Origin of the sequence: Mesorhizobium ventifaucium (assembly GCF_935822925.1) — a bacterium.
Lineage (GTDB): Bacteria > Pseudomonadota > Alphaproteobacteria > Rhizobiales > Rhizobiaceae > Mesorhizobium > Mesorhizobium ventifaucium.
Genome location: NZ_CAKXZS010000019.1, coordinates 1 through 14,952, shown reverse-complemented (window position 1 = coordinate 14,952; position 14,952 = coordinate 1). Strand labels below are relative to the sequence as shown.

Here is a 14,952-nt window from a genome sequence, read left to right as displayed (position 1 = left end):
CATGCGCAGGATTTCCCTCCCCATTGAGCAGTAAGGGACGTCAGGGCTCATCCGAGCCCTTCATGACCCGACTGGCCGGTGCCTGCAACGGTGAGGCATGATTTCGACGAACGCGGCCATCTTTTCATCCGCATTGAAAAACCTTGCATTTGACGAATGCAGTGGTGCCACGCGCAATGCATCGTCGTGAGCCAGCCGATGCTATTGTGCTAGTTTCGCCGCACTGCGGGTGGCTATATCATCCAAGACAGCATGAAGAAGCGTTCCGACTTCCTGTTCGGCCAGCCCGGGTGCAATTCCTGATTCGGATAATTGAACGAGAATTGCCTTGGCGGTGTTGCGCCAGAAGGCGTTCGCGTCCTCCCCGTTCTTGGACTCCAGGACCAGGGCGATCCCTTCGACCAATTTCCGCCGCCGATGCAGCGGAAATGCGCTTATGTTTGAATCGCACATCGATCACCTCACCCCTTCAGTCGCGCGAATAAGCATTGGCGGGTTAGAAAATTTGGTTAACAGCGCTCTTTTTGACGGTGGTCAGCCATGGAACAAAGCGTCCGCTGGGCCTCGATGGTCGGTGCCGCGAATAGCGGCTGGACGCAGCGGCATGGCGACTTCGAATCCCTGTTGAAGTATTACGGCCTAGGCCTGACGGCGCAGGAGCCGGCCTGGGCACGAGTGCCAGCATGCGGCTCAGCTTGCGGCCGATCGACGCCTGAGGCTTACCGAATCGGCGTCTCGCCGCGAAACAGCGGCTGGTGCGCCCGCATCAAGGCGGTAATCCGGTCGGCGACTTTTCGTACCGGCGGCGAGTGACGTTCCTCGTGATGGGTGACGATCCATTGGTCGGTTCCAGTTCGGGGATAGGCTGAGCGACGCGGACCAGCCGCGGATCGCTGTCACCGACGAAGCACGGAAAGATCGACAGCCCGGCGCCGGCGGCCACCAGTTCGCGCACCGAATGGGTGTTGTTGCCGCGCACGGCGATGCGGTCGCCGTGATGGGCGCGCAGCCAGCGCGCCGAGGCAATGTTTGCCGCTTCGCCGGTGACGCCGACGAACAATCCGGCAGCGATGCCGTTGATCAGGCGGCGTCCGGAATAAATGGCGTAGCGACCTTGCCGCTCTGACGGCCGGCCAGCCACTGCTCGGTCGGGCGCTCGCTGCGGATGCCGATGTCGGCGGCACGGCGGCCGATGTCGACGCGGTCGGTGGTGGTGACGAGCTCCACCCTTATGCCGTCATCGACCGTCCAGATCTCGCCGATATGGGCGGAAACGAAGGCTGAGGTCCATGGCCCGGCCGAGACGCGGACAATGCGGTCTGGCAGGTTCCCCTCGCGCCAGCGGGACAGCGACTGCATTGCTGCCTCGACGTCTTCGGCGCGCCGCAGCAGTTCTTCACCGACCGGGGTCAGCCGGTAGCCTGTCTGCTGACGCACGAACAGCGGTTCGCCGATCTGCTTTTCGAGCGCGGTGACGCGTCGTCCAAGGGTGGCTGCGCTGAGGCGCGTGGTTCCCGTCGCTGCGCTCAAGCCACCCAGCCGCGCAACGTCGAGAAACAGCCTCAGATCGTCCCAGCCGATATCCATTTTGCAGAAATGAAAAACTCCTTGCGACCGTGCCTGTAGCGCGAAGCGGGCACCGGGCGCAAGTATGCAGGCAATCCTGCTTGGAGCGACAGTGACAAGCGCCTCGACTGGCCAAGAAGCCAGCGCAATCCTTGCGATCGCGCATGCGCTTCGCGCAGATGCTTTGCGTTTTCGACCAACCCCAGCGCGCGGGCTTTCTGCGCGCCAAAGGAGACGATCATGTTCAATAGACTTCGACACCGTTTCGCCCGCTGGCTTGCCTATCGCCAGACGCTTGCGAGCTTGAGGCAGGCCCCCGACAGCACACTGGCGGATGCTGGCATTTCTCGCGAAGAGATCCGCGAGCATGCCCGCCACGCCAGCCTGCATCGTTGAGATAATGGAGGCGGGGTATGCAGATGATGGAGCTTTGGGATGGCCGCTCGGAATCGCGCACCGGGATAGGCACCTGGGCACCTGGGCAGCGGGTGGCGCGCCGCGCTGCCGTGATACCGCGACCATCTATGGCGAGGCAGCGCCTGCAGCGCAATGTATGGGCGTCGCTGCCACGAGAAGCCCAATGGAATCAACGTTCCCGGCACACCTACGGGCCCACCAAAACCTATCAAGTCAATAGCTTATAGCCAACTGTGTAGCTGATGGTAGCTTACGTGACCGCTTGATCTTACTGACCAAGTGGTAGCGGAGACGGCTAAATCGCAAGATCCACGGCGTGAGCCGCGTGGTGGGATCAGTCGATCTTGCCTCCGATTGCCGCGATGGTTCGGACCAGCCTGTCCGCGACACGGGTCGATGCTCCGGTCGCCATGAGCATCTGCGGCAGGATCAACCATTCCAGCGTCCAGGCTGCACCGGAGCGCTCTTGCTCATGGATCAGCGCATGATGCATTCCCGACAATTGGACTGCGTTGTAGCGGGCAAGCGTCACCAGCATCTCGGCGTCAATGGGATTGCGCTTGTGCGCCATCGCGGACGATGAACCGCCGCCCACTCGTTGCAGCTCGTCGCCTGCCTGCGCCATCAGCGCAATGTCCTGCCCGAACTTGCCGAGGCCGCCCGTCACAAGCGACAGCCAGTTGGCCAGCCCCGCGATGCGGTCGCGCTGGCTGTGCCATTGCGGCGCGTCGCCGAGGCTTAGCCGCCGGGCCAGCGCGGCACGGATGGCGGCGCCCTTGTTTGCGAACTTCTCGAGTGTCCCGACGGCGCCGCCGAACTGGACGACGAGAACCGATCCTCGCACCGATTGAAGCCGCTCGTGGTGGCGCACGAGCGGTTCGCGCCAGCTTGTGACGCGGTCGGCTACGGAAATCGGAATCGCTGCCTGCATTCGGGTTCGGGCCATCAGCGGGCGATCGCCAAACCGATGGCCGAGATCGCCGAAGGCGACCACCAGAGCCGAAAGCCGTTCTTCCAACAGGTCGATACAGGCGCGAATTCTCAGGATCATGGCCGTGTCGATCACGTCCTGGCTGGTCGCACCGAAATGGACATGCTCCGAATGCGGCTCTCCGACAGCATGCCTGATCTGCCGCACGAGCTCCGGCACCATGACGCCGTCGCGCGCCGTTGCGTCCCTCAGAGCCTGGATTTCCGGCCGGAAGTTGTCGAGGACGCGCCCGATTGCGCTTGCTGCAGCCGCCGGGACGATGCCGAGTGCACCTTCTGCGTCGGCGAGCGCTTTCTCGAATTGCAGCATCGTCGCAAGTTCGGCCTCGACGCCGAGCAGCGTCGCCATCTTCTCATCGCCGAGAAGCCCGGACAGGAGGGGATTGTCGAATGCCGCGATCATATGTCGAAGAAGACCGTCTCGTTGATGCCCTGGAGATGAATGTCGAACTTATAGATGTCGCCATCGCGCGGCGCGACCAGCGTTGACACGCGCTCTCTTTGCTCAATGCGCATCAGGACGGGATCCTCGGCGTTGGCCGTTTCCTCGTCGCTGAAATACATACGGGTGTGAAGGCCAATGTTGATTCCACGCGCGATGATCCAGACCGTCAAATGCGGCGCCATCTTGCGGCCGTCGAAAAAAGGCACACGGCCGGGTTTGATGGTCTCGAACATGCATTCGCCCGTCGTCATGTCGGTGGGCAGCCGACCCCAGCCGGTAAAATTGGGGTCGGCGGAGCCGCGCAGATCCGAGGGCGAATTGTAGATGCCGGCGGCGTCCGCCTGCCAGATCTCCACAAGCGCGTCGTTCAGCGGCGAGCCGGCGCCGTCGATTACCCGGATGTTGACCCTGATGCGTTCGCCCCTGGTATTGTCGTTGACCATCGCGGTGCCAAGGTCGCGGTCATAGACGCCCGCGATACCGGCAAAGTTGGGCGTCAGCCCGATATGGACGTAGGGTCCCGCGGTCTGCGAGGCGCTTTCCTTCAGCCGACAGAGAGCCTGGACCATCAGTTGCCCTCGATGCGGTTTTCGAACAGCGTCGAGCGGCGGCCGCGCAGTACAATGTCGAATTTGTATGCCCGCGCATCCATCGGTATCGTTGCCTCCATGTCGAGCGCGGCGGTGAGGCCTTCAATGGCGCGGCGGTTGTTGATGGTCCGCACGATCGGGCACCTCCAGATCATCGGGTCGCCCTCGAAATACATCTGGGTGATCAAGCGCTGCGCGAAGCCGTGCCCGAAGATCGAGAAATGGATGTGAGCTGGACGCCAGTCGTTGGGTCCGTTGGGCCAGGGATATGGCCCCGGCTGGATCGTGCGGAAACAATAGGAGCCATCCTCGCCGGTGATGGTGCGGCCGCAGCCGCCGAAGTTCGGATCGAGTGGCGCGAGATAAGTCTCCTTCTTGTGTCGATAGCGTCCGCCGGCGTTGGCCTGCCATACCTCCAGCAACGCACCGGCGACGCCGATGCCGCGCTCGTCGAGCAGGCGGCCATAGACGAGGATGCGCGGCCCGATCGCGCTTTCGCCCGGCCCGGCAAAATTGTGTATGAGGTCATTGTCCAGTTCACCGAGAATGTTGTGGCCGAAGACCGGCCCCGTAAGCTCCGAGAGGGTGTTGTCGAGGGAAAGAAGCGGCCGTCGCGGCGAGCGCAGCACGGAAGTCTTGTAGGCTGGCGTGAAGGCCGGCGGATGCCAGTTGCGGTCGCGCTGAAAGAAGGCGCCGATTTCCGGCGTGCGGTTGGCGGGAAAGCGCGAGTTGGTCATGATTAGCCGGCTTGAGCGTCGATTTCGTCGAACGTCTTCCTGGCGATCTTCATCGCATGATTCGCCGCCGGTACCCCGGCATAGATTGCCACATGCAGCAGCGCCTCGCGTATGTCGTCGCGGGTCGCCCCGGTATTGACGCTGGCGCGGATATGCATCGCAACCTCTTCGTCCTGCTTCAGCGCGGCGAGCAACGCGATGGTGATCATGGAACGCTCGCGCCTGGTGATGTTCGGCCGCGACCAGACGTGGCTCCATGCAGCCTCCGTGATCAGTTCCTGGAAAGGAGTGTCGAATTCGGTCTTGGCCGCCTCCGCGCGGTCGACATGGGCGTCACCCAGCACCGAACGGCGAGTCGCCATCCCTTCGACGTATCGGTCGCCATGTTGTGACTTGCTCATTTGCGCTCTCTTCGCATGTCGTTCAGAAAGCCACGGATCAGCCCGGCGAGCCTTTCCGGCTGCTCGATGCATGGGATGTGGCCCGCACCGGCGATGACCTCGAACCGTGCGGCGGGGATTGAGCGGGCCAGCGATTCCACCAGTTCAGGCGGCGTCGATCCGTCCTGATCACCGACAATGCAGAGTGTCGGCACTTTGATCGCGGCGGTCGTCGCGGTGAAATCGGCGTCGCGGATAGAAGCGCAGGCAGCGGCGTAGCCGGCCGGATCCTGGCGCGTCAGCATCGTTTTGTAACCCGCCAGTTCCTCGCCGCGATTCTTATGGAAATCCGGCGTGAACCATTTTCGCATCACGTCGTCGGCAAAGCTCGCGATGCCCTCGGACAGGGCCGCGTTGATGCGCCCGTTCCACATCTCGGCGGTACCGATTTTCGCTGCCGTATCGCAAAGGATCAACCCCTCGATCAAATCCGGCCGCGTCTTGTAAAGGCATTGCGCAATGACGCCGCCGATCGAAAGCCCGCAGATCACCGCGCGCTTTACGCCAAGATGGTCGAGCAGCCCTGCAAGGTCCGTGGCATGGGTCTTGATTGTTTGTGGCGCGCCACCCAGTTCGCTCAGGCCGTGTCCGCGCTTGTCAAACGCAACTGATGTACAGTCGTCGGCGAGCCTTCGCTCGACCTCGTTCCAGATGCGCATATCCGTGCCGAGCGAGTTCGCGAAGACGACCGTCGGCCTGCCAGCTGTCGGACGATGCCGGTAGTGGATCGTCGCGCCATTAATGCGAGCAAAGTTCAGACCTGTCATAGCTTTGGCATTCCTTTGGGCCGCATCAGCCGTTTTTGCGCGGCGATGCGGAATGGTGCGTTCGGCGCACCATATCCTGAATACGCGCCGCGCCGTTCAACGAACTCGATAATGAACCCTTTTCCGAATGTCGGCACATAGAGCTGGAAGAATTCGCCGTTGTCGTCGCGGTCATAGAGGATGTTGGCTGAGCGTAACCGATCGGCGACCTCCGGATCCAAACCGAAGCGCGCTTCTACGTCGTCGTAGTAGTTCATCGATATCTGAAGCGGTTCGAAGCCGTTGGCCTGCAGCTTCGCCGCCGTCGCAAAGATGTCATCCGTTGCGAGTGCCAGATGCTGGACGCCGGAACCAAAGGTTTCGGCGATGAAATGGCCGGCCAGCGTGCGGTGACTCTCGGCGCCGTTCAGCGTGAGGCGGAAGCGCTTGTCCAGACCTTCGATCACCTGGCTGCGCACGAGGCCGGCCGGATCGACGATGTCGACCATGGGAGTCTTGGTCGCCCTGAAGATCGAGACATAGAACAGCAGCCAGCTCGGCATCTCATCCTGTGCCATGGTCTGCCCGACATGATCGATACGGGTGAGGCCGACGCCATTGCCGGAACTTGCCGGCATGACCGGCGTGAACTCTATATCCCAGACCTTTGCCAGGTCGGTCTTGGCATCGAGGAAGTAGATCAGTCCGCCGCCGACGCCGCGGATCGCCGGGATCGACAACTCGCCGGGCCCGACCCGCTGGTGAAAGATCTCCGCGCCCAGCGCCTCGGCGCGCGCGACCGTGGCGGCGGCGTCCTCGACCTTCAGGCCCATCGCGTATGCCGACGTGCCGTGGACAACAAAGGAAGAATGGGCAAAACCCTGCCGCTCGGTATTGATGACAATATTGATCTCGCCCTGGCGGTAGAGCGTGACGTCCTTCGAGACGTGCCGACCGGCCTCGACAAAGCCGAGCATGCGCAACAGCGATCCAAGCTGTCCAGCGTCCTGGCGATCGGCCGCGAACTCAATGAACTCGACCCCTCCAACCCCGATGCGGTCGGGCATTGGCGGGATGGCCATCTCAAGTGCCGGTTCTTCACGCCGCACCTGATCCAACAACCATACGAGCGAACGCCGTCCGTCGACGGAGATCGCCTTTGCCGACCCGCCACGGAACTGGTCGTTGAAAATCTCGAGCGACAGATAGCCGTCATAACCGGTTGCCGCGACCGCCTGCATGAACTGTCGCACCGGCAGATCGCCTTCGCCTGGCATGTTGCGGAAGTGCCGGCTCCAATAGAGCAAGTCCATTTCGATCAGTGGCGCGTCGGCGAGTTGGACAATGAAGATCTTGTCCGCGGGTATCGAACGGATGGAGCCGAGTTCAATCCTGCGGGCCAGCGTGTGGAAGGAATCGAGAACCAGCCCGACGCTCGGATGGTCAGTCCTGCGCACGATTTCCCACGCATCGCGATGATCGTTGACGTGGCGCCCCCAGGCCAATGCCTCGTAGCCGACGCGCAGACCGCGCTTGGCGGCGCGCTCGCCAAGCTCGTGAAAATCCATCGCCGCCCTGTCGATCCCGCCAAGCGAGACCGGCGACACCGACGAGCATACCAGCATCAGGTCGGTGCCGAGTTCCTGCATGACGTCGAACTTGCGCTCGGCACGATCAAAGGCGCGGTTGCGCTGGGGCTCCGGCAAACCCTCAAAATCCCTGAACGGCTGGAAGAGCGTTATGGTCAGACCTGTGTCACCAGCCATTCGGCCGACGTCGCGCGGTGAGCCGTCAAAGGCGAGGAAATCGTTCTCGAAGATTTCAACACCGTCGAAGCCCGCGGCGGAAATTGCCGCGAATTTCTCCGCCAGGTCACCGGCGATCGACACCGTCGCGATCGAAGTCTTCAAACGCGCCTCCTCCCTGGTTTGTTTTGTGAACGAACCAGTTCGTACATAACTAAGGCAGCGCTGGCAGCACCGCAAGTTTCGGCGGCTCAGCGTTCTGCGGGAGCTTCGTCCTTCGCGACAAAGCGCAACAGCATCTCGACGCTGTTGCGTTTGAGCCGCTCCAGTTGTGCCGGCGCGCCGAAGTCGCGTCCGAAGATCATCGAAAAGGTGGTGCGGTTGGAAACGTTGAAGAAGCACAGTGCGCTTACCTGCCAATGGAGTTCGACCGCGTCGAGTCCCGGCCGGAAGACCCCCTCTTCGACACCGCGTGAATAGATCCGAGAGATGTGGTCGATCGCAGTCACGTTCAGTTCGCGGATCGCATCCGATTGTTCGAGGTATTGGCCGTGATGGATGTTCTCGATCATCACCATGCGGATGAATTCCTCGTGTCGGTGATGGTGGTCGAACGTGAACTCCACCAGGCGTGTCAGTGCCGCCACGGGGGGCAGACCTTCGATATCAAGTTGGGCCTCGCCCTCGCGCACCTGGCGATACGCGTTCTCGAGCGCGCGCAGGTAGAGGCCTTCCTTGTCGCCGAAATAGTAGTAGATCATGCGCTTGCTGAAGCGTGTGTGCGCCGCAATCTCGTCTATGCGCGCGCCCGACAAGCCGTTCAGGGCAAACTCCTTGGAGGCGATCTCCAGGATGTTGCGGCGCGTGCCCTCAGGGTCCTGGATACGCGTCGTGCTCGCGTCCGGCTTTGGTTTCCGTTCCTTCTTGATAACGGTCATGCAGTTTGAGTTCCCGCCCCGGCGCCAGCCGGCAATTGACTAAACTAACCAGTTAGTACATCATTCGCAAATCGCGACAGGCTCATTTACCGGCGCGTTTGGCGTGAACACAAGGGCCATCCAGGAATTGCCGCATTTGGGCTGGGAGGCGGCCCGCACAGGGAGGAATTTCGGGAGATGGGCGACAGCCTTGTCGACCTCCTTTGCCGTCTTGCGAACGAGCACAAGGGCGCCGCCAGCGGCGACAGCGAAAAGGTCGTGATTGGCCTCGTCGGACGCGGCATTCAGTCCTCGCGCACTCCCGGCATGCACGAGCGTGAAGCCCGGCGCCTCGGCATCGGCTATTCGTACCTTTTGCTCGATTTCGACAGGCTCGGATTTCCGGACGCGGCGATCGGCGACTTGATCGCGGCGGCGGAAATTGCAGGCTTTCACGGCCTCAACGTCACTCATCCGTTTAAACAGGCTGTCATTCCCGTCCTGGATGCGTTGTCGCCGGAAGCGCGCGCGATAGGCGCGGTGAATACGGTCGTCTTTGCTGGCGGACGCAAGGAAGGCCACAACACCGACGGCTGGGGTTTCGCGGAGAGTTTTCGCGAGGCGATGACAGGCGCATCGATGGGCTGTGTCGCAATGTTCGGCGCCGGCGGAGCGGGCGCCGCAGTCGCAAACGCGCTGATGCAAATGGGCGTTGGCCGGCTGTTCGTCCTCGACAGCCAACCCAGTCGCGCCTCGGATCTTGCGTCGCGCATGGGAGCGTTGTTCGGCGGTCGCGTCGAGACGTGGCCGGACCCGGCCGCAGCCGTGCGCATGTCAAACGGCATCGTCAACACGACCCCGGTGGGCATGGCGAAGTACCCCGGAACACCGTTCGACACGGCTCTTCTGACAGCCGAAAAATGGGTCGCCGACATAATCTACTTTCCGACCGAAACAGAGTTGTTGGTCGCGGCCCGTACGATCGGCTGCAGAACGCTGCCGGGCATCGGCATGGCGATCTATCAGGCCGTCCGCGCGTTCGAACTCTTCACTGGGCGCAAGGCCGATCGCCGCGCCATGGCAGATCACTTCGAGGCCGCCACATGAAGGCAATGACGTCTATAAGCATATGAAGACCATAGGGAGGAAATCGACATGAAAGCTGAAATGAACCGACGCCTGTTTATGGTCGCCGCCGGCGCACTCGCCGCCGCGACCGCAGTTCCCGCCCTCGCCCAGGACAAGCCGAAGCTGCGTTTCTCGGCCGTGTTCTCGGAACAGGACATCCGGGCCGAGATGATGAAAACGTTCGCCGACGCCATCAAGGACGACTTTGCCTTCGAGGGTTATTACGGCGGGAACCTGTTCAAGCAGGGCACCGAACTTGTCGCCATCCAGCGCGGCAATCTCGAGATGGGCAACGTTGCCCCGCAGGACATCTCCAAGCAGATTCCGGCGTGGTCTATCGTCACCGCGGGCTACCTGTTCCGTGACGCCGCGCACCTGAAGGCGTTCTTTGCCAGCGATGCCGGGGCGGAGCTGAAGAGGATGACCGAGGACCAGCTCGGCGTGAGGGTGCTCGGCCCCACCTATTTCGGCCTGCGCCAGGTCGGTCTGAAGCCGGACAAGGAAATCAAGACTCCCGCCGACATGGCCGGCATCAAGCTGCGTATGCCGGGTGGCGACGCCTGGCAATTCCTCGGCCAGGCACTCGGCGCAAACCCGACGCCGATGGCCTACGCCGAGGTTTATACCGGCCTGCAGACAGGCGCAATCGACGGACAGGACAACCCTCTGCCCAACGTCGAAAACATGAAGTTCTACGAGGTGATGTCGCAGATCGTACTTACCTCGCACCTTGTCGGATTCGACCTTCTCAGCATCTCGAAAAAGGTGTGGGACGAGATGGGGGCCGAGAAGCAGGCAAAGGTCCAGGCCGCGGCGGACAAGGCGATCGACTTCTCGACAGAGAAACACCTGACGCGCGAGAAGGAACTCGTTGAAACGTTCAAGGGCAAGGGCCTGAAGATCTACGAGCCCGATGTCGCAGCATTCCGCAAGCATGTGCAGGAGCAATATCTTGCCTCCGACCTGGCCAGGGAATGGCCTGCCGGGATGGTCGACAAGATCAACGCGCTTTGACGCGACGAACTCGCCGGCCGGTCCGCGACCGGCTGGCCGGTTTGGCCAGACGCCCGTCAGGGAGGCATCATGAACCCGGGATTGAGAAAGGTCGGCGGCTGGCTCTACCGGCGCGCCGAGAACGCAATCGCCATCGCAATCGGCGCCATGTTCGCCGCGTTTCTGCTGCAGGTCGCTTTTCGCTACCTTCTCAACTGGCCGACCGGCTGGAGCAACGAGCTCACCGTCGTGCTCTGGATCTGGGTTGTGCTGTTCGGCGCAGCGTTCGTCGTTCGCGAAGAAGAGGAAATCCGTTTTGATCTCCTCTACGCCACAGTCGGTCCGGACATCAGGCGGGTAATGACGCTTGCCTTCGCAATCGCGCTCGTCGCGCTCTATGGCTGGTCCTTTCCGGCCGTCTTCAGCTACGTGACCTTCATGAAGGTCGAGAGCACCGCCTACCTCAAGATACGCTTCGACTGGCTGTTCTCGATCTATCTCGTCTTCGTGGTCGCCGTGATCGCCCGCTACCTGTGGCTGGCGTGGCGTGCTCTGCGCGGCGAAGCACCGGCGGAATTTGACCCCACGAAAGCGAGCTCCGGCGTATGAATCTCGCGAGTCCCTTTTCGCTGTCAGTCGTTGCGATCACAGCGCTGGCCCTGCTTGGCCTGCCGATCGGTCACTCGATGATCGCCGGGTCGATTCTCTATCTCTGGCTTGCAGGGCTGGACATGGGCACCTCCGCCGAGCAACTCCTCAACGGGCTCTACACAAGCTACATTCTGCTTGCCGTACCGATGTTCATTCTCGCCGCGGAGTTGATGAACGCCGGGACAATGACCGACCGGCTGCTGCAATTCTGCAATGCCGTTGTCGGCCGTTTCCGCGGCGGCCTGGCGCAAGTCAACGTGCTGCAGTCGATCATCTTCGCCGGCATGTCCGGCTCGGCCATCGCCGACGCCGCGGGCACCGGCAAGATGATGCAGCAACTCATGACCAAGGATGGCAAGTACCCGGCGAGCTATGCCGCTGCGCTGACAGCCGTCACCTCCGTCATCGGCCCGATCATTCCTCCGTCAATTCCGCTGGTCATCTACGCGCTGATCTCGGATGCATCCATCGGCTACCTCTTCATTGCCGGTATCGTGCCGGGCCTTCTTCTCGCCCTGACGCAGATGATCATCGTCGCCATCGACGCGCGCCGGAAGAACTTTCCGGTCGAGAAGCCGGTGCCGCTCAGGGAATTTCCGGGGATCACCTTGCGCGCATTTCCGGCGCTGATGCTGCCGGTCGTTCTGCTGGTCGGCATAAGGGGCGGCGTGATGACCCCGACCGAGGCCGCGGCGGTCGCCGCCGGCTACGCGCTGCTCCACTCGGTCGCGGTCTATCGCAGCGTGACGCCGGGTCAGCTCTACCATGCGCTTCTCAACAGCGCCCGCACCACCGCCTCGATCGGCATGCTCATCGCCGGCGCCCTGGTGTTCAACTACGTTGTTACGGTTGAGAACATTCCGCAGTCCCTGTCGGTGATCCTGAAGTCCTGGGATCTTTCGCCGATGGGTTTCCTGATCCTGGTCAACATCCTGCTGCTGATCCTGGGCTGCGTGCTGGAGGGCACGACTATCCTGCTGGTAATCGTGCCGGTGCTGATTCCGACGGCGGAGGCGCTCGGTGTCGACATGGTGCATTTCGGCGTAATGGTCGTCGTCAACATCATGCTCGGGCTCGTCACCCCGCCCTACGGGTTGCTGCTGTTCATCATGACCCGCATCGCAGAGGTGCCGCTGCGCGACCTGGTGCACGACGTAATGCCGTTTCTCTATGCGATGATTGCCGCCCTGATGCTGATCACGTTCTTCCCATCGCTGGTGCTGTGGCTGCCGCGCCTGCTGGGCTATCAAGGGATAGGACCATGACCAAGCCAATCTACGTTCTCAACGGCCCAAATCTCAACCGGCTCGGCATGCGCGAGCCGGAGATCTATGGGCGGGCGACACTCGCAGAAATCGAGCGGATGTGCCGCGACGCCGCCGGCGACCATCCGATCCGTTTTCACCAGTCGAACATCGAGGGCGAAATCGTCAACTGGGTCCATGAGGCGATCGACGAAGGCGCGGGCATTCTGATCAACCCCGCGGGTTTGAGCTTCATTTCGATCCCGGTGCTCGATGCACTCAAAATGTTTCCGGGCCCGATCGTCGAACTGCATATCTCGAACATCCATCGCCGCGAGGAGATCTATCATCGGTCGCTGGTATCGAAGGTCGCCACCGGCGTGATCGCGGGGCTCGGCGCCGAGGGGTATCCGCTCGCGATCCGCTGGCTTATGGACCAGGTCGACCGATAGTGTATCGCCATGCCTGAACCCTGTATCATCGCTGTTGCTATCACCGGCTCGCTGCCGCGCAAGGAAGACAATCCTGCGGTGCCAATCAGCGTGGCCGAACAGATCGAGTCGACCCAGGAAGCCTTTGAAGCAGGTGCGTCGCTGGTGCACATCCACGTGCGCAATGACGATCAGAGTTCATCGTCAGAACCAACGCGCTTCGCCGCCGTTCAGGACGGGGTGCGCAGGCACTGCCCCGGCATGATCGTCCAGTTCTCGACCGGCGGGCGCGGTCGCGATTCTGCCGCGCGTGGCTCGGCGCTATATATGAAGCCGGACATGGCCTCGCTTTCGACCGGTTCGGTCAACTTCCCATCCATGGTCTACGAGAACCATCCCGCCCTGATCGGTGATCTCGCAACCGCGATGAAGGCAAATGGCGTGCTGCCGGAGATCGAAATCTTCGACCTGTCGCACCTTCACACTGCCAAGCGGCTGGCCGACGGGGGACTTATAGGCGAGCGCCCGCACATCCAGTTTGTCATGGGCGTGCAAAACGCACTGCCTGCGGAGGAGAGATTGCTCGATGTGCTCCTCAGGGAAGCGAAACTCCTGTTTCCACAATCCACCTGGACAGCGGCCGGAATAGGCCGCAACCAGACGATCGTAATGCAATGGGCGTTGGCGCGCGGAGCAGACGCAGTGCGTACCGGACTTGAGGATAATATCAGGATCACCAGGGAACGCCTGGCGCGCAGCAACGCTGAGCTCGTCGAACTCGCGGCGGCCTCAGTCGAGAGGCTTGGCCGACATGTGGCAACCGTCAACGAGGCGCGCCAAACGCTTGGTCTGGCGTCGCGGAATTAGGCTGAAGGTTCCCTCGCACAGAAGCCCGACAGCGCGCGGCTGGCGTCGCTTCGCACGTCGTTATCGCAAAACCGCTGCGCACCCGCGGGTCAGGCCCGAGGGCATGCTTTTGCGCGACATGCATTAGATCTTCAGGTGCTGAAGAACGCGGGCCGCTGTGCCCGCCGTCACATCCCCGGCATCGTCGATCCGGCCGAGCTTCAGCACCGCCCAGCTGTCGGCGATGCCGAGGGCGAAGGGCAGGTTCTGCTCGACGACCAGGATTGTCGTGCCGTTCGTCCTGCGCTCCTGCAAGAGTGCCGCGGCGATGCGTTCGACGACTGAGGGCTGCAGGCCCTCGGAAATCTCGTCGATCAGCAACAGCTTCGGCCGCAGCATCAGCGCGCGGCCGAGAATGAGCATCTTCTGCTCGCCGCCGGACAGCGTTCCTGCCCGTTGCGACAGGCGCTCCCTGAGGAACGGGAAATGCCCGAAAACCCGTTCCACGGCTTGCGCAAAATCGCGATCCGAGCGCAAGGCGAGGCGCAGATTGTCGCGCACGCTGAGATCCTGGAACAGCGCCTGCTCCTGCGGAGCGTAGCCGACGCCGGACGCGATCAGCGAGGCCTGCGAGACTCCTGAAATGGACGCGCCATCGAGGCGGATGTCGCCCGAACGCAGCGCCACGAAGCCGAGGATGGTTTTCAGCACGGTGGTCTTGCCCATGCCGTTCTTACCCATCAGCGCGAGGATCTGTCCGGGCGCGATCGCCAGCGACAGCGCCTCGATGATGGCAACCGGCCCATAGCCGCTCGACACATTCGACAGCGACAGTTTCGGCGCGGTGGTTTTGGCCTCTGCCCCCGGTTTCCCAATGGATGCCTGTCTTGGGGATGCCTGCCCTGCCTCAAGCATGGGCGCTTCCCGAATAGATCGTCTTCACCACTTCGGAATCGACGACCTGATCGACGCTGCCGTCGAGCACCAGCTTGCCCTGGTGGAGAACGACGATCCTGGTCGAGATGTCGCGGACGAAATCGAGATCGCGCCCGGCCAGGAAGGCGCC

General features: G+C 62.1%; 19 protein-coding genes. 7 read left to right on the top strand and 12 right to left on the bottom strand.

The window, feature by feature from the left end:
* Window positions 1-201: 201 nt before the first annotated feature.
* From NMG70_RS16640 to NMG70_RS16625, 4 genes are all read right to left on the bottom strand, one after another.
* Window positions 202-453 carry a DUF6074 family protein gene (locus tag NMG70_RS16640; protein WP_023797634.1) on the bottom strand — a complete coding sequence of 84 codons (252 nt, stop codon included), beginning with the start codon at window positions 451-453 and terminating at the stop codon, window positions 202-204.
* A gap of 313 nt (window positions 454-766) precedes the next feature.
* Window positions 767-1,060 carry a substrate-binding domain-containing protein gene (locus tag NMG70_RS16635; protein WP_254025552.1) on the bottom strand — a complete coding sequence of 98 codons (294 nt, stop codon included), beginning with the start codon at window positions 1,058-1,060 and terminating at the stop codon, window positions 767-769.
* A 20-nt stretch (window positions 1,061-1,080) separates the two neighbouring features.
* Window positions 1,081-1,587 carry a LysR family transcriptional regulator gene (locus NMG70_RS16630; RefSeq protein WP_254025551.1) on the bottom strand — a complete coding sequence of 169 codons (507 nt, stop codon included), beginning with the start codon at window positions 1,585-1,587 and terminating at the stop codon, window positions 1,081-1,083.
* Entirely contained in the window at window positions 1,563-1,814 is a 252-nt protein-coding gene (locus tag NMG70_RS16625; protein ID WP_254025550.1) for a hypothetical protein, read from the bottom strand. The genes NMG70_RS16630 and NMG70_RS16625 overlap by 25 nt, the downstream gene beginning before the upstream one ends.
* Between NMG70_RS16625 and NMG70_RS16620 the strand changes: the two genes are divergently transcribed.
* A complete protein-coding gene (locus tag NMG70_RS16620; RefSeq protein ID WP_254025549.1) occupies window positions 1,807-1,962 on the top strand; it encodes a YjiS-like domain-containing protein in 156 nt (51 codons plus the stop codon). The two genes, NMG70_RS16625 and NMG70_RS16620, sit on opposite strands and share 8 nt — an antisense overlap.
* A gap of 355 nt (window positions 1,963-2,317) precedes the next feature.
* Here NMG70_RS16620 and NMG70_RS16615 read toward each other — a convergent pair whose 3' ends face one another.
* From NMG70_RS16615 to NMG70_RS16585, 7 genes are all read right to left on the bottom strand, one after another.
* Window positions 2,318-3,376, bottom strand: a complete 1,059-nt coding sequence (locus tag NMG70_RS16615) for a 3-carboxy-cis,cis-muconate cycloisomerase (RefSeq protein WP_254025548.1) — start codon at window positions 3,374-3,376, stop codon at window positions 2,318-2,320.
* A complete protein-coding gene (gene pcaG / locus NMG70_RS16610; RefSeq protein ID WP_254025547.1) occupies window positions 3,373-3,987 on the bottom strand; it encodes a protocatechuate 3,4-dioxygenase subunit alpha in 615 nt (204 codons plus the stop codon). Before pcaG ends, NMG70_RS16615 begins: the two co-directional genes overlap by 4 nt.
* Window positions 3,987-4,745 (bottom strand): protocatechuate 3,4-dioxygenase subunit beta, encoded by a 759-nt coding sequence (gene pcaH, locus NMG70_RS16605; protein ID WP_254025546.1) that lies wholly within the window; start codon window positions 4,743-4,745, stop codon window positions 3,987-3,989. The genes pcaG and pcaH overlap by 1 nt, the downstream gene beginning before the upstream one ends.
* A gap of 2 nt (window positions 4,746-4,747) precedes the next feature.
* A complete protein-coding gene (gene pcaC / locus NMG70_RS16600) occupies window positions 4,748-5,146 on the bottom strand; it encodes a 4-carboxymuconolactone decarboxylase (RefSeq protein ID WP_254025545.1) in 399 nt (132 codons plus the stop codon).
* Complete coding sequence (gene pcaD / locus NMG70_RS16595; protein WP_254025614.1) at window positions 5,143-5,943, bottom strand: 3-oxoadipate enol-lactonase; 801 nt, start codon at window positions 5,941-5,943, stop codon at window positions 5,143-5,145. The genes pcaC and pcaD overlap by 4 nt, the downstream gene beginning before the upstream one ends.
* Before the next feature lie 5 nt (window positions 5,944-5,948).
* Window positions 5,949-7,841, bottom strand: coding sequence for a bifunctional sugar phosphate isomerase/epimerase/4-hydroxyphenylpyruvate dioxygenase family protein (locus tag NMG70_RS16590; protein ID WP_254025544.1), 1,893 nt, complete (start codon window positions 7,839-7,841; stop codon window positions 5,949-5,951).
* 86 nt (window positions 7,842-7,927) lie between these two features.
* A complete protein-coding gene (locus tag NMG70_RS16585) occupies window positions 7,928-8,614 on the bottom strand; it encodes a TetR/AcrR family transcriptional regulator (RefSeq protein WP_254025543.1) in 687 nt (228 codons plus the stop codon).
* Window positions 8,615-8,791: 177 nt separating this feature from the next.
* Here NMG70_RS16585 and NMG70_RS16580 point away from each other — a divergent pair, with 177 nt between their 5' ends.
* The 6 genes from NMG70_RS16580 to NMG70_RS16555 all read left to right on the top strand — a co-directional run bounded on the left by NMG70_RS16580 (window position 8,792) and on the right by NMG70_RS16555 (window position 13,907).
* Window positions 8,792-9,700 (top strand): shikimate dehydrogenase, encoded by a 909-nt coding sequence (locus NMG70_RS16580; RefSeq protein WP_254025542.1) that lies wholly within the window; start codon window positions 8,792-8,794, stop codon window positions 9,698-9,700.
* Window positions 9,701-9,748: 48 nt separating this feature from the next.
* Window positions 9,749-10,735: a TRAP transporter substrate-binding protein DctP gene (gene dctP / locus NMG70_RS16575; RefSeq protein ID WP_254025541.1), complete on the top strand. Its 987-nt coding sequence runs from the start codon at window positions 9,749-9,751 to the stop codon at window positions 10,733-10,735.
* A gap of 69 nt (window positions 10,736-10,804) precedes the next feature.
* Window positions 10,805-11,323 carry a TRAP transporter small permease gene (locus tag NMG70_RS16570; protein WP_091595709.1) on the top strand — a complete coding sequence of 173 codons (519 nt, stop codon included), beginning with the start codon at window positions 10,805-10,807 and terminating at the stop codon, window positions 11,321-11,323.
* The gene (locus NMG70_RS16565; protein ID WP_254025540.1) at window positions 11,320-12,630 is read left to right on the top strand and encodes a TRAP transporter large permease; all 1,311 of its coding nucleotides are present in this window, start codon (window positions 11,320-11,322) and stop codon (window positions 12,628-12,630) included. Before NMG70_RS16570 ends, NMG70_RS16565 begins: the two co-directional genes overlap by 4 nt.
* The gene (locus NMG70_RS16560; protein WP_254025539.1) at window positions 12,627-13,061 is read left to right on the top strand and encodes a type II 3-dehydroquinate dehydratase; all 435 of its coding nucleotides are present in this window, start codon (window positions 12,627-12,629) and stop codon (window positions 13,059-13,061) included. The genes NMG70_RS16565 and NMG70_RS16560 overlap by 4 nt, the downstream gene beginning before the upstream one ends.
* Before the next feature lie 9 nt (window positions 13,062-13,070).
* On the top strand, window positions 13,071-13,907 hold the full coding sequence (locus NMG70_RS16555; protein WP_254025538.1) for a 3-oxoadipate:acetyl-CoA acetyltransferase: 837 nt from the start codon (window positions 13,071-13,073) through the stop codon (window positions 13,905-13,907).
* Window positions 13,908-14,030: 123 nt separating this feature from the next.
* Here the strand turns inward: NMG70_RS16555 and NMG70_RS16550 are convergent, their stop codons facing one another.
* Entirely contained in the window at window positions 14,031-14,801 is a 771-nt protein-coding gene (locus NMG70_RS16550; protein ID WP_254025537.1) for an ABC transporter ATP-binding protein, read from the bottom strand.
* Window positions 14,802-14,952: the final 151 nt, after the last annotated feature.